This window comes from Pseudomonas sp. McL0111, from assembly GCF_052567255.1.
The window spans coordinates 2,473,343-2,494,644 of the sequence record NZ_CP199585.1; the positions used below are offsets into that span (position 1 = coordinate 2,473,343).

At 58.9% G+C, this 21,302-nt stretch carries 23 protein-coding genes; 18 read left to right on the forward strand and 5 right to left on the reverse strand.

The annotated features are described in order from the left end of the window. Positions 1–117: 117 nt before the first annotated feature. Positions 118–423, forward strand: coding sequence for a DUF6482 family protein (locus tag ACTWLJ_RS11260; protein ID WP_445180861.1), 306 nt, complete (start codon positions 118–120; stop codon positions 421–423). 123 nt (positions 424–546) lie between these two features. Then, on the forward strand, positions 547–1,164 hold the full coding sequence (locus ACTWLJ_RS11265) for an FKBP-type peptidyl-prolyl cis-trans isomerase (protein WP_401214461.1): 618 nt from the start codon (positions 547–549) through the stop codon (positions 1,162–1,164). Positions 1,165–1,298: 134 nt separating this feature from the next. Here the strand turns inward: ACTWLJ_RS11265 and ACTWLJ_RS11270 are convergent, their stop codons facing one another. The 3 genes from ACTWLJ_RS11270 to ACTWLJ_RS11280 form a co-directional block, all read right to left on the reverse strand. Beyond that, positions 1,299–1,556: a PA4570 family protein gene (locus ACTWLJ_RS11270; protein ID WP_007909813.1), complete on the reverse strand. Its 258-nt coding sequence runs from the start codon at positions 1,554–1,556 to the stop codon at positions 1,299–1,301. Between the two features lie 208 nt (positions 1,557–1,764). Next, positions 1,765–2,106, reverse strand: coding sequence for a zinc ribbon domain-containing protein YjdM (locus ACTWLJ_RS11275; RefSeq protein WP_445180862.1), 342 nt, complete (start codon positions 2,104–2,106; stop codon positions 1,765–1,767). 182 nt (positions 2,107–2,288) lie between these two features. Continuing rightward, the gene (locus tag ACTWLJ_RS11280; protein ID WP_445180863.1) at positions 2,289–3,257 is read right to left on the reverse strand and encodes a polyprenyl synthetase family protein; all 969 of its coding nucleotides are present in this window, start codon (positions 3,255–3,257) and stop codon (positions 2,289–2,291) included. A 240-nt stretch (positions 3,258–3,497) separates the two neighbouring features. Here ACTWLJ_RS11280 and rplU point away from each other — a divergent pair, with 240 nt between their 5' ends. The 5 genes from rplU (at position 3,498) to ACTWLJ_RS11305 (ending at position 7,243) form a co-directional block, all read left to right on the forward strand. After that, a complete protein-coding gene (gene rplU, locus ACTWLJ_RS11285; RefSeq protein ID WP_445180864.1) occupies positions 3,498–3,812 on the forward strand; it encodes a 50S ribosomal protein L21 in 315 nt (104 codons plus the stop codon). A 35-nt stretch (positions 3,813–3,847) separates the two neighbouring features. Beyond that, the gene (rpmA, locus tag ACTWLJ_RS11290; protein ID WP_003176049.1) at positions 3,848–4,105 is read left to right on the forward strand and encodes a 50S ribosomal protein L27; all 258 of its coding nucleotides are present in this window, start codon (positions 3,848–3,850) and stop codon (positions 4,103–4,105) included. A 193-nt stretch (positions 4,106–4,298) separates the two neighbouring features. Further along, on the forward strand, positions 4,299–5,522 hold the full coding sequence (gene cgtA / locus ACTWLJ_RS11295) for an Obg family GTPase CgtA (RefSeq protein ID WP_445180865.1): 1,224 nt from the start codon (positions 4,299–4,301) through the stop codon (positions 5,520–5,522). A gap of 123 nt (positions 5,523–5,645) precedes the next feature. Beyond that, positions 5,646–6,764, forward strand: a complete 1,119-nt coding sequence (gene proB / locus ACTWLJ_RS11300; RefSeq protein ID WP_445181345.1) for a glutamate 5-kinase — start codon at positions 5,646–5,648, stop codon at positions 6,762–6,764. A gap of 11 nt (positions 6,765–6,775) precedes the next feature. Continuing rightward, positions 6,776–7,243 carry a CreA family protein gene (locus tag ACTWLJ_RS11305; RefSeq protein ID WP_445180866.1) on the forward strand — a complete coding sequence of 156 codons (468 nt, stop codon included), beginning with the start codon at positions 6,776–6,778 and terminating at the stop codon, positions 7,241–7,243. 182 nt (positions 7,244–7,425) lie between these two features. Here the strand turns inward: ACTWLJ_RS11305 and rpsT are convergent, their stop codons facing one another. Next, positions 7,426–7,698: a 30S ribosomal protein S20 gene (gene rpsT, locus ACTWLJ_RS11310; RefSeq protein ID WP_445180867.1), complete on the reverse strand. Its 273-nt coding sequence runs from the start codon at positions 7,696–7,698 to the stop codon at positions 7,426–7,428. Between the two features lie 252 nt (positions 7,699–7,950). Between rpsT and murJ the strand changes: the two genes are divergently transcribed. The 6 genes from murJ to ispH all read left to right on the forward strand — a co-directional run bounded on the left by murJ (position 7,951) and on the right by ispH (position 15,447). Beyond that, entirely contained in the window at positions 7,951–9,489 is a 1,539-nt protein-coding gene (murJ, locus tag ACTWLJ_RS11315) for a murein biosynthesis integral membrane protein MurJ (protein WP_401221567.1), read from the forward strand. A gap of 129 nt (positions 9,490–9,618) precedes the next feature. Further along, a complete protein-coding gene (gene ribF, locus ACTWLJ_RS11320) occupies positions 9,619–10,557 on the forward strand; it encodes a bifunctional riboflavin kinase/FAD synthetase (protein ID WP_445180868.1) in 939 nt (312 codons plus the stop codon). A 13-nt stretch (positions 10,558–10,570) separates the two neighbouring features. Further along, positions 10,571–13,402, forward strand: a complete 2,832-nt coding sequence (gene ileS, locus ACTWLJ_RS11325) for an isoleucine--tRNA ligase (protein WP_445180869.1) — start codon at positions 10,571–10,573, stop codon at positions 13,400–13,402. Further along, positions 13,395–13,907 carry a signal peptidase II gene (lspA, locus tag ACTWLJ_RS11330; RefSeq protein ID WP_445180870.1) on the forward strand — a complete coding sequence of 171 codons (513 nt, stop codon included), beginning with the start codon at positions 13,395–13,397 and terminating at the stop codon, positions 13,905–13,907. Before ileS ends, lspA begins: the two co-directional genes overlap by 8 nt. Next, entirely contained in the window at positions 13,900–14,343 is a 444-nt protein-coding gene (fkpB, locus tag ACTWLJ_RS11335; protein ID WP_401220892.1) for an FKBP-type peptidyl-prolyl cis-trans isomerase, read from the forward strand. The genes lspA and fkpB overlap by 8 nt, the downstream gene beginning before the upstream one ends. 159 nt (positions 14,344–14,502) lie before the next feature. Next, complete coding sequence (ispH, locus tag ACTWLJ_RS11340) at positions 14,503–15,447, forward strand: 4-hydroxy-3-methylbut-2-enyl diphosphate reductase (RefSeq protein WP_445180871.1); 945 nt, start codon at positions 14,503–14,505, stop codon at positions 15,445–15,447. On the opposite strand, the gene ACTWLJ_RS11345 is transcribed toward ispH, so the two are convergent. Continuing rightward, the gene (locus ACTWLJ_RS11345; RefSeq protein WP_445180872.1) at positions 15,419–15,973 is read right to left on the reverse strand and encodes a GspH/FimT family pseudopilin; all 555 of its coding nucleotides are present in this window, start codon (positions 15,971–15,973) and stop codon (positions 15,419–15,421) included. The two genes, ispH and ACTWLJ_RS11345, sit on opposite strands and share 29 nt — an antisense overlap. Positions 15,974–16,100: 127 nt before the next feature. On the opposite strand from ACTWLJ_RS11345, the gene ACTWLJ_RS11350 reads away from it, so the two are divergent. From ACTWLJ_RS11350 to ACTWLJ_RS11370, 5 genes are read left to right on the forward strand one after another with little or no spacing between them, the layout of a single operon-like run. Beyond that, positions 16,101–16,574: a GspH/FimT family pseudopilin gene (locus ACTWLJ_RS11350; protein ID WP_445180873.1), complete on the forward strand. Its 474-nt coding sequence runs from the start codon at positions 16,101–16,103 to the stop codon at positions 16,572–16,574. Beyond that, on the forward strand, positions 16,571–17,020 hold the full coding sequence (gene pilV / locus ACTWLJ_RS11355; protein ID WP_445180874.1) for a type IV pilus modification protein PilV: 450 nt from the start codon (positions 16,571–16,573) through the stop codon (positions 17,018–17,020). The genes ACTWLJ_RS11350 and pilV overlap by 4 nt, the downstream gene beginning before the upstream one ends. Then, on the forward strand, positions 17,017–17,730 hold the full coding sequence (locus tag ACTWLJ_RS11360; protein ID WP_445180875.1) for a PilW family protein: 714 nt from the start codon (positions 17,017–17,019) through the stop codon (positions 17,728–17,730). Before pilV ends, ACTWLJ_RS11360 begins: the two co-directional genes overlap by 4 nt. 11 nt (positions 17,731–17,741) lie before the next feature. Continuing rightward, positions 17,742–18,221, forward strand: a complete 480-nt coding sequence (locus tag ACTWLJ_RS11365; protein ID WP_445180876.1) for a pilus assembly PilX family protein — start codon at positions 17,742–17,744, stop codon at positions 18,219–18,221. Next, entirely contained in the window at positions 18,208–21,300 is a 3,093-nt protein-coding gene (locus ACTWLJ_RS11370) for a pilus assembly protein (protein WP_445180877.1), read from the forward strand. Before ACTWLJ_RS11365 ends, ACTWLJ_RS11370 begins: the two co-directional genes overlap by 14 nt. Positions 21,301–21,302: the final 2 nt, after the last annotated feature.

A 21,302-nucleotide genomic window follows, 5' to 3' on the forward strand; every position in this document is an offset into this window, starting at 1 on the left:
GTAAACACCGCCCGTCTGTTGCGAAACAGACGGGCGGTGTCATTTTTGGCTTGTGCTTTGGCCCGCGCGGGCATATCCCTGTAGGCGTCTTGAGTCACCACTGCATGAGGTGCGTTCATGAACCTGCAAGAGCTGAATGCGTACGCCATCGCCGGCAAGGTCGATGAGCTGAACCTGATTTCCATGGAAGGCGGGATTTACCTGCTGGAAGCGCGGATGCATGGGGCGGCGTTTCCGCTGAACGATGCCAAGGGCGGGATGTTTCATTTGCGCTCGGTGGAGCATGCACGGGATGTGCTGCATCTGTTTCCGGTACTGCCACTCAACCTGGTGCACAACCTTGTGCATGACGAAATGTGCGGGTTGCGCGGCGATGCTGAAGAAAGTCTGAAACTGCCGATTGCCTGGCGTTCTGCCCTGTAGGGCCCGGCGCGCCATCGTTGGAGCATCTGTGCTAGTCTGCTCGCCCTTTTGGTTCCGGGCGCGCCGGGACGCGCTGTGCTCGCACGGCGAGTCTTGTGGCCGTCCGCACAGCGGAGCAGTGTCATGTCCGAAGTAAATCTGTCCACCGACGAAACCCGCGTCAGCTACGGTATCGGCCGTCAGTTGGGCGACCAACTGCGCGACAACCCGCCACCGGGCGTTAACCTGGACGCCATCCTGGCTGGTCTGACCGACGCTTTCGCCGGTAAGGAAAGCCGTGTTGGTCAGGAAGAAATGTCCGCCAGCTTCAAAGTGATCCGCGAGATCATGCAAGCCGAAGCGGCTGCCAAAGCTGAAGCCGCTGCTGGCGAAGGCCTGGCGTTCCTGGCTGATAACGCCAAGCGCGACGGCATCACCACGCTGGCTTCCGGTCTGCAATTCGAAGTGCTGACTCAGGGTGAAGGCGCCAAGCCGACCCGTGAAGACCAGGTTCGCACTCACTACCACGGCACACTGATCGACGGCACTGTGTTCGACAGCTCCTACGAGCGTGGCCAGCCTGCAGAATTCCCGGTTGGCGGCGTGATCGCTGGCTGGACCGAAGCCCTGCAACTGATGAATGCCGGCAGCAAATGGCGTCTGTACGTGCCGAGCGAACTGGCTTACGGCGCTCAAGGCGTTGGCAGCATCCCGCCGCACAGCGTTCTGGTGTTCGACGTCGAGCTGCTCGACGTTCTGTAAGACCTGGCCTGTCCATGTGACCGGCTAATGTGGGAGCGAGCTTGCTCGCGAAGGCTTTGTGTCAGTCAGCATCGATGTTGAATGATCCACCGCTTTCGCGAGCAAGCTCACTCCTACAGTTTTTACGGAGCTACTCATAGTTCTATCTTGTGCTGCAATTCACTGGTCGGGCGCAACGCCCGGGCATAGCAGAACAGGAACAGATTTCGCACCAGCTCCTTGAGCACCAGCGGCTCGCTGGAATTCAGGCTGCTGACGTCCAGATCACCCTGATCCTGCAGTTCATGCAAGGCTTCTTCTTCAAGCACCGCACAGACTTCCCCGGTTTCCCGATGGAGGATTCTGAGGTACGGATGTGGGCGGTCCAGCCAGGCGTCGATCAAATAAGTCATGGGTCTCATCTCCTTGAAAGGTTTCAATGAGAATAATTCTTATTCGTCAAATAGCAAGTGCCTATTGGCGTAATGCGATTTTTTCCGGGTAAAGATTGCGTAAGGTCAAAACGGCTGGCGTTTGGCTATTGCGTGGTCTGGCTGGGGGGCAAAGCGGGGGAGGGCGAAGCTCCATCCCGCGTCTGGCGCGGGATGGAAGACAGCAGGCTCAGACTTTTCTGACGAACTCGGACTTGAGTTTCATCGGGCCGATGCCGTCGATCTTGCAGTCGATGTCGTGGTCGCCATCGCACAGGCGGATGTTCTTGACCTTGGTGCCGACCTTGACCACCAGCGAAGTGCCTTTGACCTTGAGGTCCTTGATCACGGTGATGGTGTCGCCGTCCTGCAGGACGTTACCGACCGAATCTTTCTTCACGGCATCATCAGACGCCACTTCGGCTTCGCCGCCGGCGGACCACTCGTGGGCGCACTCCGGGCACACCAGTTGGGTACCGTCTTCATAAGCGTATTCGGAATTGCATTTCGGGCAGGGTGGCAACGTGCTCACTAAGGCTCCTTGGTTTGAGGATCGCTAAAAGTCGCACATTGTATAGGGTTTTACACGGAGGCGGGCATAGCGCAGAAACAACTGTGGGAGCGAGCCTGCTCGCGAAGGCGTCAGGTCAGTCAACATTGATGTCGACTGGCAGATAGCTTTCGCGAGCAGGCTCGCTCCCACAAAGGGCCGAATCAGTGCGTGCGGGCGACCGCGAACTCGCTCAGCTCAACCAGCGCATCGCGATATTCGCTGGCTGGCAGTGCGTCGAGGCACTTGATCGCACGGGCCACGTAATCACGAGCCAGTTGCGCGGTGTACTCCAGCGAACCGGATGCTTCCACGGCAATGCGGATGCTTTCCAGATCCTCGATCCCGCCTTTCTGAATCGCCTGACGCACCAGAGCAGCCTGTTCCGGCGTGCCTTCGCGCATGGTGTAGATCAGCGGCAGGGTCGGCTTGCCTTCGGCCAGATCGTCACCGACGTTCTTGCCCAGGGTTTCCGCGTCGCCCTTGTAGTCCAGCAGGTCGTCGACCAGCTGGAACGCCACGCCGAGGTGATCGCCGAAGGTGCGCAGGGCTTCGCTCTGCTCGGCGCTGGCTCCGGCCAGTGCAGCGGCGCTGTGGGTCGAGGCCTCGAAGAGCATCGCGGTCTTGCCGCGGATGACTTCCATGTAGGTCTCTTCGGTGGTGCTGGCGTCGCGAACCTTGGACAGTTGCAACACTTCGCCTTCAGCGATGATGCGCGTGGCCTGGGACAGGATCTTCATGACTGGCATCGAACCCAGTTCGACCATCATTTCGAACGAGCGCGAGTACAGGAAGTCGCCGACCAGTACGCTCGGAGCATTGCCCCACATGGCGTTGGCGGTCGAACGGCCACGGCGCATGCCGGACATGTCGACCACGTCGTCATGCAGCAAAGTCGCGGTGTGCAGGAATTCGATGGTGGCGGCCAGCAGGCGCATGTCATCGCCTTCGCGACCCAGGGCCTTGCCACACAGCAGCACTAATAAAGGACGCAGGCGTTTGCCGCCGGCCGACGTAATGTAATCGCCGATTTTCGAGACCAGCGGTACTCGGGAAGTCAGCTGCTTCTTGATGATGCCGTCGACGGCGTTAAAATCGTCCGCCACCGCGCGGTAGAAAGCTTGGGGTTGCATCAGAGACAGTTGCTCCAGAAGGGTTGCGCGGCATGCTAGGACCCACGTCGGCAGGTGTCAAGGCGCGATGGACGGCCTATTGCAAGGCGCTCGTGCCTTGCGTACAATCGCGCACCCTGAACTTCCTGGGCAGCACCTGCCTTACGCAATTGCAAGCGGGCCTTCCAGCCCCATGCAGCCATGCCAGCCAATACCTCTTCTTATAAAGAGCTGGGTGAGCAGGATTATCGGAGAAATACCATGTCTTATGCAGTAATCGTTACTGGCGGCAAGCAGTACAAAGTCGCCCCAGGTGAATACCTGAAGATCGAAAAACTGGAAATCGCTACCGGCGAATCCGTTACCTTTGATCGCGTTCTGTTGGTTGCCAATGGCGACGAAGTGAACATCGGCGCTCCAGTTGTTGCTGGCGCTACTGTTGTGGCTGAAGTGATCTCCCAAGGTCGTCACGATAAAGTCCGCATCATCAAGTTCCGTCGTCGTAAGCACCACATGAAGCGTATGGGCCACCGCCAGTGGTACACCGAGATCAAAATCACCGGTATTCAGGCTTAATTTCAGCCTAATTCCTCACTAGGAGAATTGAACTCATGGCACACAAAAAAGCTGGTGGTAGTACCCGTAACGGTCGCGACTCAGAAGCCAAACGCCTTGGCGTCAAGATGTATGGCGGCCAGAAAATCATTCCGGGCAACATCATCGTGCGTCAGCGCGGCACCCAATTCCACGCCGGTTACGGTGTTGGCATGGGTAAAGATCACACCCTCTTCGCTAAAATCGAAGGCGTGATCAAGTTTGAAGTAAAAGGCGCGTTCAACCGCCGTTACGTGAGCGTTGTCGCAGCTTAATTGCGCAATCGCTGGAAAAGCCCTGTCTCGCGACGGGGCTTTTTCGTTTGTGGGGTGAGTCTCTTGCAAAACTGTTTGTATGGGCTGTCGGCGTGCGATGCAGGTCGTGTTTTGGGGTCGCTGCGCTCATTTTTGCAAGAGTCTTATGTCTTGATTGTTTTTCGGCTCGTCCGTATGGCGAGAGGCGTTGGTTATGAAGTTTGTTGATGAAGTATCGATTCGCGTAAAGGCTGGTGATGGCGGTAATGGCGCCATGAGTTTCCGTCGGGAAAAATTCATCGAGAACGGTGGCCCGAACGGTGGTGATGGCGGTGATGGCGGTTCCATCTACATGATGGCCGACGAAAACCTCAACACCCTGGTCGACTACCGTTACACCCGGCACTTCGATGCCGAGCGTGGCTCCAACGGTGGCAGCACTGACTGCACCGGCAAGAAAGGTGAAGACCTGATCCTGCGGGTTCCGGTCGGCACTACCGTGATCGACTCCGCTACCCAGGAAGTCATCGGCGACCTGACCAAGGCTGGTCAGAAGTTGATGGTTGTACAGGGCGGCTGGCACGGTCTGGGCAACACCCGTTTCAAATCCAGTACCAACCGTGCGCCGCGTCAGACTACTCCGGGCAAGCCGGGTGAGCAGCGCGACCTGAAACTGGAAATGAAAGTGCTGGCTGACGTTGGTCTGCTGGGCTTGCCGAACGCCGGTAAAAGTACCTTTATCCGTTCGGTGTCGGCTGCCAAGCCGAAAGTTGCCGATTACCCGTTCACCACGCTGGTGCCGAACCTCGGTGTGGTCAGCGTCGATCGCTGGAAGAGCTTCGTCATTGCCGACATTCCGGGCTTGATCGAAGGCGCTTCCGACGGTGCCGGCCTGGGTATTCGCTTCCTCAAGCACTTGTCGCGTACGCGTCTGCTGCTGCATCTCGTCGACATGGCGCCGCTGGATGACACCAGTGCTCCGGATGCCGCTGAAGTGATCGTCAACGAGCTGATCAAGTTCAGCCCGTCCCTGGCTGAGCGTGATCGCTGGCTGGTGCTGAACAAGTGCGACCAGATCCTTGAAGAAGAGCACGATGCTCGCGTCAAGGAAATCGTTGATCGCCTGGAATGGACCGGTCCGGTTTACGTGATCTCGGCTATTTCCAAGCTCGGTACCGAGCGTCTGTGCCACGACATCATGCGCTACATGGAAGATCGTCTCGATCGCCTGGCCAATGATCCTGCGTACAAGGAAGAGCTGGCCGATCTCGATCAGCGCATCGAAGACGAAGCTCGTGCGCAATTGCAGGCGCTGGACGACAAGCGTGCCCTGCGTCGCAGCGGCGTGAAGTCGGTCCATGACATCGGCGACGATGATTGGGATGAAGAAGATGTAGATGATGAAGATGGTCCGGAAATCATTTACGTGCGTGACTGATCTGTTGCGATAAACTAAAACGCCGCTCAATCGAGCGGCGTTTTAGTATCTGGAAATCGGTAATCAAGAATAACGTCACGGGCAGCGCTGGGTCGCGCTGCCCTCAAGCTAAGGTTGAAGATGATGCGGAGCAAGGTGACAGGTGCGCAGCGTTGGGTCGTGAAGATCGGCAGCGCGTTGCTGACGGCTGACGGCAAAGGGCTTGATCGCAAGGCAATGGGTGTCTGGGTTGAGCAGATGGTGGCCTTGCATGAGGCTGGCGTCGAGTTGGTGCTGGTGTCCTCCGGGGCAGTGGCCGCCGGCATGAGTCGCTTGGGCTGGACCGCACGACCCAGTGCGATGCATGAGCTCCAGGCGGCCGCTGCTATCGGTCAGATGGGTCTGGTGCAGGCTTGGGAATCAAGCTTCGCCGAGCATGGCCGGCACACGGCGCAGATTCTCCTGACCCATGACGACCTGTCCGACCGCAAGCGCTACCTGAACGCCCGCAGCACCTTGCGTGCGCTGGTCGAGTTGAAAGTGATTCCGGTGATCAATGAAAATGACACCGTGGTCACTGACGAAATCCGTTTCGGTGACAACGACACGCTGGCGGCGCTGGTGGCCAACCTGGTCGAGGCCGATCTGCTGGTGATCCTCACGGATCGCGACGGCATGTTCGACGCTGATCCGCGCAATAATCCTGATGCGCAGATGATTTACGAGGCGCGTGCCGATGATCCGGCGCTGGATGCGGTGGCGGGTGGAACCGGTGGGGCGCTCGGTCGTGGTGGCATGCAGACCAAGTTGCGTGCGGCGCGTCTGGCGGCTCGTTCCGGTGCGCACACCATCATCGTCGGTGGGCGTCTGGAGCGCGTACTGGATCGTCTCAAGACTGGCGAGCGCATCGGCACTTTGCTGTCGCCTGAGCGCGGCATGCTCGCGGCGCGCAAGCAGTGGCTGGCCGGTCATCTGCAAACCCGCGGCACGCTGGTGCTGGATGATGGCGCGGTTTCGGCGCTGTCCCAAGGCAATAAAAGCCTGCTGCCGGTAGGTGTGAAGCTGGTGCGGGGCAGCTTCCGTCGCGGTGAAATGGTGGTTTGCGTGGCGCCGGATGGTCGCGAGATTGCTCGGGGTCTGGCGAACTACAGTGCGCTTGAGGCGCAAAAGATCATCGGTCAGTCGTCGGATGCAATTGTCGGCTTGCTGGGTTACATGGCTGAGCCGGAACTGGTTCATCGTGACAATCTGATTCTGGTGTAAGGATAAATTCGATGCGTGTAGCAAAAGGATTGTTGGGTCTGCTGATGGCGATGCCATTGCTGGCCTCGGCCGAAGAAATCGGTCAGGTGTCGACGGTGTTCAAATTTGTTGGCCCGAATGACCGGATCGTGGTCGAAGCCTTTGATGATCCGAAGGTCGAGGGCGTGACCTGCTATCTGTCGCGCGCCAAGACTGGCGGTGTGAAGGGCGGTTTGGGTTTGGCCGAAGATCGTGCTGAGGCCTCTATCGCTTGCCGTCAGGTGGGTCCGATCAACTTCAAGGGCGAGTTGAAGGATGGCGATGAGGTGTTCAAGGAGCGCACGTCGCTGGTGTTCAAGACCATGCAGGTGGTGCGTTTCCTCGACAAGAAGCGCAATACTCTGGTGTATCTGGTCTACAGCGATCGCCTGATTGAAGGTAGTCCGCAGAATGCGGTGACGGCGATCCCGATCCTGCCATGGGCCCCGGTCCACCAATAACAACGTAAAACCAATGTAGGAGTGAGCCTGCTCGCGATAGAGGTGTAACAGTCAATATTGATGTCGACTGATACTTAGCTATCGCGAGCAGGCTCACTCCTACATTTTTTTTGCGATGGATTCGTCAAATCGCAGGCAATAAAAAACCGACCCTAAGGTCGGTTTTTTAATGACTACGTCGATTAAGCAGCAGTTTTCAGTGCTTTGACGTGGCCATTCAGGCGGCTCTTATGGCGAGCAGCCTTGTTCTTGTGGATGATGCCTTTATCGGCCATGCGGTCGATAACTGGCACGGCCAGAACGTATGCAGCTTGAGCTTTTTCAGCGTCTTTTGCGTCGATGGCCTTAACTACATTCTTGATGTAGGTACGAACCATGGAACGCAGGCTGGCGTTGTGGCTGCGACGCTTCTCAGCCTGTTTTGCACGTTTTTTGGCGGAAGGTGTGTTGGCCACCGTCGAGCTCCTCGAAAGACTTTTTAGGAAATAGCAAACAAAATAGGCCGCGAATCATGCCGATGAAGAGAAGTCTTGTCAAGGGCGCTTGAAACGTTCCGCTAAGTGGTAGGTGTAAAGAGGCGGGATATTTATTTCCGGCGCTTGACCTGTAAACTCGCGAGCTTTGGCTCTGTGCTGTTGCGGCGCGGAGTATCGCACAAGTAGGCGCATTGTTCGCCTGCTGTTTATCGACAGGCACAAATTCCCTCAATGAATCTGCTCAAATCGTTGGCCGCCGTCAGCTCTATCACTATGGTTTCCCGGGTTCTGGGCTTTGTTCGGGATACCCTGATTGCACGTACGTTCGGCGCCGGGATGGCGACCGATGCCTTCTTTATCGCCTTCAAGCTGCCCAATTTGTTGCGCAGGATTTTCGCGGAAGGGGCGTTTTCCCAGGCATTTGTGCCGATTCTCGCGGAATACAAAAGTCAGAAGGGTGATGAGGCAACTCGCACTTTCATTGCCTACGTCACGGGTCTGCTGACGTTGGTGCTGGCATTGGTTACCGCGCTGGGCATGATCGCCGCGCCGTGGGTGATCTGGGCGACGGCCCCGGGTTTTGCCGATACGCCGGAAAAATTCCAGCTGACCTCTGACCTGTTGCGGGTGACCTTCCCCTATATATTGCTGATCTCGCTGTCGTCTCTGGCCGGCGCGATTCTCAATACCTGGAACCGTTTTTCGGTGCCGGCGTTCGTGCCGACGCTACTTAACGTCAGCATGATCGTCTTCGCGCTGTTCCTGACGCCGTACTTCGATCCTCCGGTCATGGCCCTCGGCTGGGCGGTGCTGGTCGGTGGTCTGGCGCAGTTGCTCTATCAACTGCCACACCTGAAAAAGATCGGCATGCTGGTACTGCCGCGCCTGAATCTGCGCGATACCGGTGTCTGGCGGGTGATGAAACAGATGCTGCCGGCGATCCTCGGCGTCTCGGTGAGCCAGATTTCCCTGATCATCAACACCATCTTCGCCTCGTTTCTGGTCGCCGGCTCGGTGTCGTGGATGTATTACGCCGACCGTTTGATGGAGTTGCCGTCCGGGGTGTTGGGCGTGGCACTGGGCACGATCTTGTTGCCGACCTTGGCAAAAACCTACGCCAGCAAGGATCGCCACGAGTATTCGCGAATCCTCGATTGGGGCTTGCGCCTGTGCTTTGTACTGGTGCTGCCGTGTTCCCTGGCGCTGGGGATTCTTGCCGAGCCGTTGACCGTTTCGCTGTTCCAGTACGGCCAGTTCAGTGGCTTTGATGCCGAGATGACTCAGCGAGCGCTGATTGCCTATTCGGTCGGTCTGCTCGGGATTATCGTGATCAAAGTGTTGGCGCCGGGCTTCTATGCACAACAGAACATTCGTACGCCGGTAAAAATCGCGATTTTTACTCTGATCGTTACCCAACTGTTCAACCTGGTGCTGATTGGTCCGCTGGCCCACGCTGGTCTGGCGTTGGCGATCAGTGCCGGTGCCTGCCTGAATGCCGGGCTGCTGTTCTATCAGTTGCGCAAACAACAGATGTATCAGCCGCAACCGGGCTGGGCCAAGTTCGGTTTCAAACTGGTGGTGGCGGTGGCGGTGATGTCGGCGGTATTGCTGATCGGCATGCATTTCATGCCGGCCTGGGATCAGGGCCACATGCTTGAGCGCTTCCTGCGCCTGGGCGCATTGGTAGCGGCGGGCGTGGTGACGTATTTCGGTATGTTGCTGCTGATGGGCTTCCGTTTGCGCGACTTCAATCGCAAGGCGCTGAGCTGAGGTTTTGACCTCGATAAACCGGGGCGAGCCGGCAGTTTTGTCGGTTCGTTCACTTTGGGTTACGGAGTTGCCTGTCGTCGGCCGCCGGGTGTGGTTATAATCGACCACTTTATGAGCAAGAAGCGCGTTATGCAGCTGGTTCGAGGCCTCCACAACTTGCGCCCCCAGCATCGGGGCTGCGTCGCCACTATTGGCAACTTTGACGGTGTTCACCGTGGTCACCAGGCTATCCTGGCCCGACTGCGTGAGCGTGCGCTCGAGTTGGGCGTACCCAGCTGCGTGGTGATTTTCGAGCCGCAGCCACGGGAATTCTTTGCTCCCGAGACCGCGCCGGCACGTCTGGCCCGGCTGCGCGACAAGCTGCAGTTGCTGGCCGCCGAAGGCGTCGACCGGGTCTTGTGCCTGGCGTTCAACCAGCGTTTGAGCAAGCTCAGCGCCAGTGAATTCGTCGACACCATTCTGGTCGACGGCCTCGGTGTGCAGCATCTGGAGGTCGGTGACGACTTCCGCTTCGGTTGCGACCGCCTCGGCGATTTCGATTTCCTGCTGCAAGCCGGACAGGTTCACGGTTTTACCGTCGAAGCCGCGCAAACCGTCGAGCTGGATGGCATTCGCGTCAGCAGCACTCAGGTGCGCAACGCGTTGGCCGCCGCCGATTTTGCCTTGGCCGAACGCCTGCTCGGCCGTCCGTACCGGATCGCCGGTCGTGTGCTGCATGGCCAGAAACTGGCCCGGCAATTGGGTACGCCCACTGCCAACGTTCAACTCAAGCGTCGTCGCGTGCCGTTCACCGGGGTTTATCTGGTGGATGTGGACATCGACGGCAAGACCTGGCCCGGCGTCGCCAATATCGGCGTGCGGCCCACGGTACAAGGTGATGGCAAGGCCCACCTTGAAGTCCATCTTTTAGATTTTGCCGGCGATCTGTATGACCGGCGTTTGACGGTGGTTTTCCACCAAAAGCTGCGTGAAGAGCAGCGATTCGCCTCTCTGGAGGCGCTGAAAACGGCGATCAACGCGGATGTCGCCGCCGCCCGTGCACTAGCCGCACCTAGCGCCCATCGCTAATGAAGAGCCTTAAATGACCGACTATAAAGCCACGCTAAACCTTCCGGACACCGCCTTCCCAATGAAGGCCGGCCTGCCACAGCGCGAACCGCAGATCCTGCAGCGCTGGGACAGTATTGGCCTGTACGGAAAGTTGCGCGAAATTGGCAAGGATCGTCCGAAGTTCGTCCTGCACGACGGCCCTCCGTACGCCAACGGCACGATCCACATCGGTCACGCGCTGAACAAGATTCTCAAGGACATGATCATCCGCTCGAAAACCCTTTCGGGTTTCGACGCGCCGTATGTTCCGGGTTGGGACTGCCACGGCCTGCCGATCGAGCACAAGGTTGAAGTGACCCACGGCAAGAACCTGGGCGCGGACAAGACCCGTGAACTGTGCCGTGCTTACGCCACCGAGCAGATCGAAGGGCAGAAGTCCGAATTCATCCGTCTCGGCGTGCTGGGCGACTTCGCCAACCCGTACAAGACCATGGACTTCAAGAACGAGGCCGGTGAAATCCGCGCCCTCGCCGAAATCGTCAAGGGCGGCTTCGTGTTCAAGGGCCTCAAGCCTGTGAACTGGTGCTTCGATTGCGGTTCGGCGCTGGCCGAAGCCGAAGTCGAGTACGAGAACAAGAAGTCCTCGACCATCGACGTAGCGTTCCCGATTGCCGACGAAGCCAGGCTGGCTGCCGCTTTCGGTCTGCCGTCGCTGGGCAAACCTGCCTCGATCGTGATCTGGACCACCACCCCGTGGACCATCCCGGCCAACCAGGCGCTGAACGTTCACCCGGAATTCAACTACGCACTGGTCGACATTGGCGACAAGCTGCTGGTACTGGCTGAAGAGCTGGTCGAGTCCTGCCTGCAACGCTACGGCGTGGAAGGTTCGGTCATCGCGACCACTACCGGTAAAGAACTGGAACTGATCAACTTCCGTCACCCGTTCTATGATCGTCTGTCGCCGGTGTACCTGGCCGACTACGTCGAATTGGGCGCTGGCACTGGCGTGGTTCACTCCGCTCCGGCCTACGGCGTGGACGACTTCGTGACCTGCAAGAAATACGGCATGGTCAACGACGACATCCTCAACCCGGTTCAGAGCAACGGTGTTTACGTGCCGACGCTGGAATTCTTCGGCGGCCAGTTCATCTGGAAGGCCAACCCGGCCATCGTCGACAAGCTGATCGAAGTCGGTGCGTTGCTGCACACCACCGTCATCGAACACAGCTACATGCACTGCTGGCGTCACAAGACGCCGCTGATCTACCGCGCCACCGCGCAGTGGTTCATCGGTATGGACAAAGAGCCGGCGACTGGCGAAACCCTGCGCAAACGCGCGATCAAGGCTATCGAAGAAACCAAGTTCGTTCCGGCCTGGGGTCAGGCGCGCCTGCACTCGATGATCGCCAACCGTCCGGACTGGTGCATCTCCCGTCAGCGTAACTGGGGCGTGCCGATCCCGTTCTTCCTGAACAAGGAAAGCGGCGAGCTGCACCCACGCACCGTCGAGCTGATGGAAGAAGTTGCCAAGCGCGTCGAAGTCGAAGGCATCGAAGCCTGGTTCAAGATGGACGCTGCCGAGTTGCTCGGTGACGAAGCGCCGCTGTACGACAAGATCAGCGACACCCTCGACGTCTGGTTCGATTCGGGCACCACGCACTGGCACGTCCTGCGTGGTTCGCACCCGATGGGTCACGAGACCGGCCCGCGTGCCGATCTGTACCTGGAAGGTTCCGACCAACACCGTGGCTGGTTCCACTCGTCGCTGCTGACCGGTTGCGCCATCGATAACCACGCGCCATACCGCGAACTGCTGACCCACGGCTTCACCGTCGACGAAGCCGGGCGCAAGATGTCCAAATCGCTGGGCAACGTGATCGCGCCGCAGAAGGTCAACGACACCCTGGGCGCCGACATCATGCGTCTGTGGGTCGCTTCGACCGACTACTCGGGTGAGATGGCGGTTTCCGATCAGATCCTGCAACGCAGTGCGGACGCCTACCGGCGTATCCGTAACACCGCGCGCTTCCTGCTCTCGAACCTGACCGGTTTCAACCCGGCCACCGACATTTTGCCGGCCGAAGAAATGCTCGCGCTGGATCGTTGGGCGGTGGATCGCACGCTGCTGCTGCAACGCGAGTTGCAAGAGCACTACGGCGAATACCGTTTCTGGAACGTCTACTCGAAGATCCACAATTTCTGCGTGCAGGAATTGGGCGGTTTCTACCTCGACATCATCAAGGACCGTCAGTACACCACTGGCGCCAACAGCAAGGCTCGTCGTTCGGCGCAGACCGCGCTGTATCACATCTCCGAGGCGCTGGTGCGCTGGATCGCGCCGATCCTCGCGTTCACCGCCGACGAACTGTGGGAATACCTGCCGGGCGAGCGTAACGAGTCGGTCATGCTCAACACCTGGTACGAAGGTCTGACCGAATTGCCGGAAGGCTTCGAACTGGGTCGCGCCTACTGGGAGCGGGTCATGGCGGTGAAGGTTGCCGTGAACAAGGAAATGGAAATCCAGCGCGCCGCGAAAGTGGTCGGTGGCAACCTGCAAGCCGAAGTCACGTTGTTCGCTGAAGACGACCTGAGCGCCGATCTGGCCAAACTGAGCAACGAACTGCGCTTCGTGCTGATCACCTCGACCGCCAGCGTTGCACCCTTCGTGCAGGCTCCGGCCGATGCCGTGGTCACCGAAGTCGGCGGGCTGAAGCTGAAGATCGTCAAATCGGCCTTCCCGAAGTGCGCCCGTTGCTGGCACTGCCGCGAAGACGTCGGCGTGAACCCGGAGCATCCGGAAATCTGCGGTCGTTGCGTGGACAACATCAGCGGCGCTGGCGAGGTTCGTCACTATGCCTAATGCCGTTGGCCGTTTCGGACGGTTGGGCTGGCTCTGGTTGAGTTTGCTGGTTCTGGTCATTGACCAGGCCAGCAAGTTCTACTTCGAAGGCAAGCTCGAGATGTACCAGCAGATTGTGATCATTCCCGATTACTTCAGCTGGACCCTGGCTTACAACACCGGTGCTGCGTTCAGCTTCCTGGCTGACAGCTCCGGCTGGCAGCGCTGGCTGTTCGCCCTGATCGCGATTGCGGTCAGTGCGGTGCTGGTGGTCTGGCTCAAGCGCCTGGGTCGCAACGAAACCTGGCTGGCCGTCGCTCTGGCGCTGGTGCTGGGTGGCGCACTGGGCAATCTGTATGACCGCATTGCCCTGGGCCATGTGATCGATTTCATTCTGGTGCACTGGCAGAACCGCTGGTACTTCCCGGCGTTCAACTTCGCCGACAGCGCGATCAGCGTAGGCGCGGTGATGCTGGCACTGGATATGTTCAAATCCAAGAAAACCGGAGAAACCGTTCATGACTGAAGCTGAACAACGCATCGGCCAGAACACGGAAGTCACTTTGCACTTTGCCTTGCGCCTGGAAAACGGCGACACCGTCGACAGCACTTTCGACAAGGCTCCGGCCACGTTCAAGGTCGGCGATGGCAACCTGTTGCCGGGTTTCGAAGCGGCATTGTTCGGCTTCAAGGCCGGTGACAAGCGCACTCTGACAGTTGAACCGGAAAACGCTTTCGGTCAGCCGAACCCGCAGAACGTGCAGATCATCCCGCGTTCGCAGTTCGCCGACATGGAGCTATCGCCGGGTTTGCTGGTGATCTTCAACGATGCGGCCAATACTGAGCTGCCGGGCGTGGTGAAAGAGTTCGACGACACGCAAGTGACCATCGACTTCAACCACCCGCTGGCTGGCAAGACATTGACCTTTGACGTGGAAATCTTCTCCGTCAAAGCGCTCTGAGTAACAAAGCAGAACCACTGTGGGAGCGAGCTTGCTCGCGAATGCTGACTGACATTCAACATTTAAGTTGTCTGACACACCGCTTTCGTGAGCAAGCTCACTCCCACAATGTTTTCCATCGTTTTCGCTATTTCTTGCGCGCAAGACACGAGGCACAGCATGCAAATCAAACTCGCCAACCCCCGTGGCTTCTGCGCCGGCGTGGACCGGGCGATCGAAATCGTCAACCGCGCCCTCGAAGTCTTCGGGCCGCCGATCTACGTGCGTCATGAAGTGGTGCACAACAAGTTCGTGGTCGAAGACCTGCGCAGCCGTGGCGCGATCTTCGTCGAAGAACTGGATCAGGTGCCGGACGACGTCATCGTGATCTTCAGTGCTCACGGCGTTTCCCAGGCTGTGCGTACCGAAGCTTCCGGCCGTGGCCTGAAAGTGTTCGACGCTACCTGCCCACTAGTCACCAAGGTGCACATCGAAGTCGCGAAATACAGCCGCGATGGTCGTGAGTGCATTCTGATCGGCCACGCCGGTCACCCGGAAGTCGAAGGCACCATGGGCCAGTACGACTCCAGCAATGGTGGCGCTATCTACCTGGTCGAAGACGAGAAAGACGTTGCCGAACTGCAAGTGCACGACCCGGAAAAACTGGCGTTCGTGACCCAGACTACGTTGTCGATGGACGACACCAGTCGCGTCATCGATGCCCTGCGCACACGTTTCCCGGCCATCGGTGGCCCGCGCAAGGACGACATTTGCTACGCCACGCAAAACCGTCAGGACGCGGTCAAGCAACTGGCCGACGAATGCGACGTAGTGTTGGTGGTCGGGAGCCCGAACAGCTCCAACTCCAACCGTTTGCGTGAACTGGCTGAGCGCATGGCCACTCCGGCCTACCTGATCGACGGCGCCGAAGACCTGCAACAGAGCTGGTTCGACGGTGTCGAGCGTATCGGCATCACCGCCGGTGCTTCTGCGCCGGAAGTGTTGGTGCGTGGCGTGATTCAGCAATTGCAGGCTTGGGGTGCAACCGGCGCCGATGAGCTCGCCGGGCGCGAAGAGAACATCACGTTCTCGATGCCTAAAGAACTGCGCGTCCGTTCGATTTAACGCTTTTCGCCTTCTGGCACCGCGCCTGTTCAGCCTTTTCGCTGCCCAGGCGCACTCGACCGGTCGCCGCCAGCACCACCTGGAGCTGGCTGACCGGCTCGTGAGCCGAGCAGATGTGTAACGTCCCTGCCTGAAACGCCCGCCCGGGCATCAGCGGTTGTCCCAGACTGCTGAACCGTACATAACGACTGACCGCCCAATTGCCGACAATCGGAACCCGCGCATCACCTGCGCGCTCGATCAGCAGCGGGTTGCTGCTGTCCTCCGCTCCTTTGCCGCTGATATCCAGAATGATCCGCCAGCCCTGACTCCAGTCGCCGTTGATGCCATAAATCACCACGCTCTGATTGCGGGTGATGGCCATGCTGCGTGCGTTGCGAATACCGTCGAGCAACGACTGCGCGGCCTGATCGCGATGATTCGACTCTCTCAACGCGGCGAACGCCGGGCTGACCAGCAGCAGAACAATTGCGCCGATTGCCAGTCCCATAAGCAGTTCAATCAGACTGAAGCCCTGTTGCGGCATGACGATTTCCTCCGTGGATGGTGCTGCGCGGTGCAATCCGTGCACCGCGCAGGGCAAATCAACCGACACAGGTCGGCCGAATGTTCTAGCGTGTAACTGGTATAGCCGACGGCAACGGAGGGCATCGATGGATCATCATTCAAAAGGTTTCACGCTGATCGAGTTGTTGGTCGCGGTCGCCGTGTTTGTGATCCTCATCACCCTGGCGGTGCCGGGGTTTACCCGATCGGTGCAAGGCAGCAGGGCCGATACCGAAATGGGCGACCTGCAACGGGCAATCAATTACGCACGCCTTGAAGCGATTGATCGAGGCACGACCCTGCGGCTGCGTCCGACCGCTGGTGGCAGCGTCTGGACCGGCGAATTGTCGGTCTACGACAGTACTGGCACTCCGGCCAATGTATTGCGGGTTGTTCCAGCGATGAGCAGCGGTGCGACTCTGACGCTAACCTCAGGAGTGACCGCGCTGGATTTCAACAATCTGGGTGGTCTGGCGGCCCCGTCTACGGCGGTGGTCATCAGCTACACGCTGGGAACGCAAAGCAGGACGCTTAACGTGTGTCTGAACGGACGAATTCAATTGGGTGGAAGTTGCGGATGAGGGCAGGGAGCGCAGGTGCACAGGAGGGCATGACGCTGATCGAGGTACTGGTCGCGCTGCTGATTCTGACGGTCGGGATTTTGGGGGCCGCAGCCGTCCAGTTGAATTCGCTGAAATACACCGACAGTTCGCGGATGACCAGTCAGGCGAGCTTCATCGCCTACGACATGATGGATCGCATCCGGGCCAACTCTGGCGCCGATTACACCGTTACCCCACCGACCTCGGGCAACCTGAACGTTTCCCGAGATCAGGATCTCTACGATTTCACCACCAATATCGTCAATTTCGGCGGGCCGACCGCCACCGGCACCATCGCCCTCAGTCAGCGGGTGTACACCATCACCATCAACTGGAATGACTCGCGGGCGGCCAACGCCACCGGCACCACGCGCAGCTTTGTGCTGACCAGTCGCGCCGCGGTCGATCCGGTGACTTCGCCATGAGGCAGCATAACCGTGGCTTTGGCCTGATCGAAATGCTCATTGCCCTGACGTTGGGACTGATCGTGGTGTTGGGCGTGGTACAGATATTCATCTCCGCGAAGAATACCTATGTCAGCCAGAACAGCTCCGCCGCGATGCAGGAAGACGCCCGCTTCGTCTTGAGCAAGATGATTCAGGAAATCCGCATGGTGGGAATGTTCGGCTGTCTCGGTACTATCACTGACTCCAGTACGGCGGGGGATTTCGCCGCTGTGCAAATCACGCCGATCAGTTGGGACAATGCCAACCTCAAACTGACGATGGTCACGGCGGACATTGGCAGTGGCGGCGGGACGCCGACCTGGACGGTGGTCTCCGATTGCCGCAACAGCGCCACGGCGTATACCGGCGCACGTAGCGCCGCGAGCGGGTTGATCAACTTTCCGCTGCGCCGTCTGATCTACAGCTTCAGCAACAACCAGATACTGATGGGCACCGGAAGCGGCACACCAACTCAACAGGTGCTGGTTAACAACGTCAGTGCCTTCACCGTGACTTTCGGTCTGGCGACTTCGGCGACCGACGTCGCGGCCTCGACCTACAGCGCCAACCCCAGCGATCCGGCGCGCATCCGCAGTGTGCGCCTGAGCCTGACCCTCACCGACCCGAGCAATCAGGTGGCCAGTCAAACCTTCAACGTGGTTGCCGCTTTGCGCAACCGCTTGCAATGAGGGCCGGGCCGATGAGTATTTCTCTCCATCAGCGCCAGACGCAGCGCGGCATGATTTTGCTGGTCAGCCTGGTGTTTCTGTTGCTGCTGACATTGATTGGTTTGTCATCGATGCAAAGCGCCAACCTTCAGGAAAAAATGGCCGGCAGCGTGAGTCTGCGCAATCAGTCGTTCCAGACCGCTGAAGCCGCACTGCGTATCGGTGAAAGTGCCGTGCAGCTCGCGAGCTATTCATTGGCGGTGTGCAGCGGCACCGTGCAGTGCGCGCCACCGGCCGAGTCTTCGGTGGTCAGTGCAGCGGGACTTAACTCGACTTCTGGAGTGACATGGATTGCTGCCGGCAACGGGTTTTATGGTGTGCAGAACATTGGCACCACCCTGACTGCGGTGAACGTGCCGAGTAATACCTCGGCGACCTTGTATCGGGTGACCGCTGTCGGTATCACCGGCACTTCGCGCAGCGTTGTGGAGAGTGTCTATGCGAAGTACTGAGTACCGCTACGGATGGTGGTCGCTGCTGGTCGGCATGTTGCTGAGCTTTTATCTGGCCGCGCCGGCGTATGCGTTCACCCCCTCCGACTCGCCGTTGTTGAGCGCGGCCGCCGTGCCGCCGAATGTGATTTTGCTGATCGATGACTCGGGCAGCATGAACAGCATCATTTATGCGGCGGGCTTCGATCCGACCGTTTCCCGGACGGCGGCAAGGCAATGCAATGCCTTGCTCGGTTTGTGCCTGAGTTCGACGGCGATTACCGGCGATCCGATTTTTCTGTCCAGCCTGCCGACCTCCGGCTGCTCGGGCGGGGCGTATGCTTTTTACAACAACAGTCTGGCGCCGCTGTGTCTGAAACTGCCTGACCCGGTCGGTAGCGGCAACACCCGTTACACGGACGATTACATTTCCTACGTGGTCGGGTTGGCGATCAACAATGGCACGCGCGACTTCACTACTGGCGCCATTCCCAACGACTACCGGATCAACGTCGCGCGTAACGTGTCCACGGCGCTGGTCACCAGCAACCGTACCTTGCGTATCGGCCTGTCGACCTTCAACCCGGTCACCAGCAACAACCCGGGTAATGGTGGCTACATCGCCCGTTCGATCAGCGATCTGGCGCCGGTCACCGGCAGCGTGACCCAGGCGCAGGCCGATACCAACTACAACGCGCTGATCTCGTCGATCAATGCCTTGAGCGCCGTGGCCAATACGCCGCTGGCGGAAACCTATTACGAAATTACCCGCTACATGCGCGGCATGACGCCGTACTACAACACCACGCCGAGCACCTACACCAGTCCGATCCAGTACCGCTGCCAGAAAAATTACGGGGTGGTGATCACTGACGGCCTGCCGACCTACGACCGAACCTTCCCCAGCAACGACCCGCTGGGTGGCAGCCGTTTGCCGAACTGGGATGGCATCAACAATGACGGCAACAACCTCAATGGCGATAACGAGGGCGACACGTTGTATCTGGACGACATCGCCAAATTCGCTTTTGATATCGACATGCGTTCGACCGGCACTGACGCGGCGGGCAAGAGCTGGAGTTCGACGGACTTTCCCAAGCAATACATGAACACCTACACCGTGGGATTCACCGCTGCCAACGCCATGCTGTCGGACGCGGCGAGTTACGGGCAGGGCAAGTATTACCAGGCGAATGACAGCGCCGGTCTGAATACCGCTCTGTCGTCGGCATTGAGTGACATCACCTCCAAGGCCGGCTCTGGCGGCAGCGGTGTCACCAACGGCACCACGCTCACCAGCAGCAGCAATTTTTTCCAGACCAGCTATGACCCCAAGGACTGGCGCGGCACGATCAAGTCTTTTGGCTTCACCTCCGCTGGAGCTGTGAATACGGCAACGGCACTCTGGACGACTGACACGACGATCGTGCCTGGCGCCACCGCGCCGACCTACCAATCGTGGAACACCACAAGCAACGCACCGATCACCCTTGCGTACGGTAACTTTTCCGCCGCGCAGCAGACCACGCTCAGTCAGAGTCTGCCCACCGGCATCAGCGGCAGTGATCTGGTGGAATGGAGCAAGGGCACCAACAAAACCGGGCTTAAAGTGCGCAGCGTGTTGTTGGGCGACATCATCAATTCGCCGCTGGTGCTGGCTTCGCCAAGCGATAAGACCGCATCCGATCTCTCCGGCGACACCACGTACACCACTTACCTGAGCACCAAAGCGGCGAACATGAATACCAGTCTGGTGGTGAATGCCAACGACGGGTTCGTTAACGTCATCAACGCGGCCAACGGCACTCGGCGTTATGCCTACATGCCGTCCAGCGTGTTGCCGTCGCTGCGGCTGATTGCCGATCCGACTTACATCAACGGCGTCAGCCACAAGTTTTTGGTGGACGGTCAGGTCGGGGTTTACGACATGCAGTTCAACAGTGCGTGGAAAACCCTGGCCATTGGCGGCACTGGTGCGGGTGGCAAGACGTTCTACGCGCTGCAATTATTTGATGCGTCGGCGGGCAATGTTCTGAGTTCGTTATGGGAAGTCAGTGCGCCGGTCACAGCTAACACCGCCAACGTTTTTAATGATCTGGGTTATGCCTACGCACGGCCGGAAGTGGCACGCTTGGCCGATGGTCGCTGGGCCGCATTCATCTCAAATGGTTACGGCAGCAACTCCGGGGTAGCGGCGTTGTATGTGCTGGATGTACGTGACGGCTCGCTGATCAAGAAAATCGTCATCGACAGTACCGAAACCACCAACGGTCTTTCGTCGGTGAAGCTCAAGGTCAATTCATCCAACGTGGTGCAGGCCGCTTACGGCGGAGACTTGAAAGGGCGGTTATGGAAGTTCGACCTGAGCGCCACGTCGACGGACAGTTGGGGCGTGGCGTTTTCCGGCAAGCCGCTGTTCACCACGGCTGGCGGCACGACACAACCGATCACTGCGCAGCCGCTGCTGGCGGACAACTCTCTCGGTGGCAAACAGATCTTCGTCGGCACCGGCAAGTTCAACGAAACTGCGGACAAGACCAACAAGGATTTGCAGGCGTTCTATTCGGTGTGGGACGCCGATGGCGGCTCGGGGCAGATCACCGTCAGCAGTTTGCAGGCGCAAGCGATCACCGGGGTGTTCTCCGGCAGCACCGGGCAATTCATTACCACCACGCAGAACGACACGACCTATCCGGCGGAGAAGGGCTGGTATCTGCCGCTGGTGTACAACAGCGTGTTGACCGGCGAGCGGGTGATCAATCAGGCAAGTCTGGTGCTCGGGCGGATCGTGTTTACCACCGCCAGCGTCGATACCACCGACCCGTGTTCGAGTTTCGGCACCGGCAAACTGGTCGAACTCGATGCGTTCAGCGGTAAGATGCTCAACTACGCGGTACTGGACACCAACGCCGACGGCTTGGTGGACAGTAACGACACGATTTCCAGTGGTGTGGTGTTCACCGGCGGCATTCCGACGCTGAACTCCATCGTCAATGGCGGGACAGGCAAGGTCGTGACAGACACCAGTGGCGCTGTCACCACGCTGGTGGAAAAGGGCGGCGGTGGTAGCCGTCGTATCATGTGGCGACAAATACAGTAAGT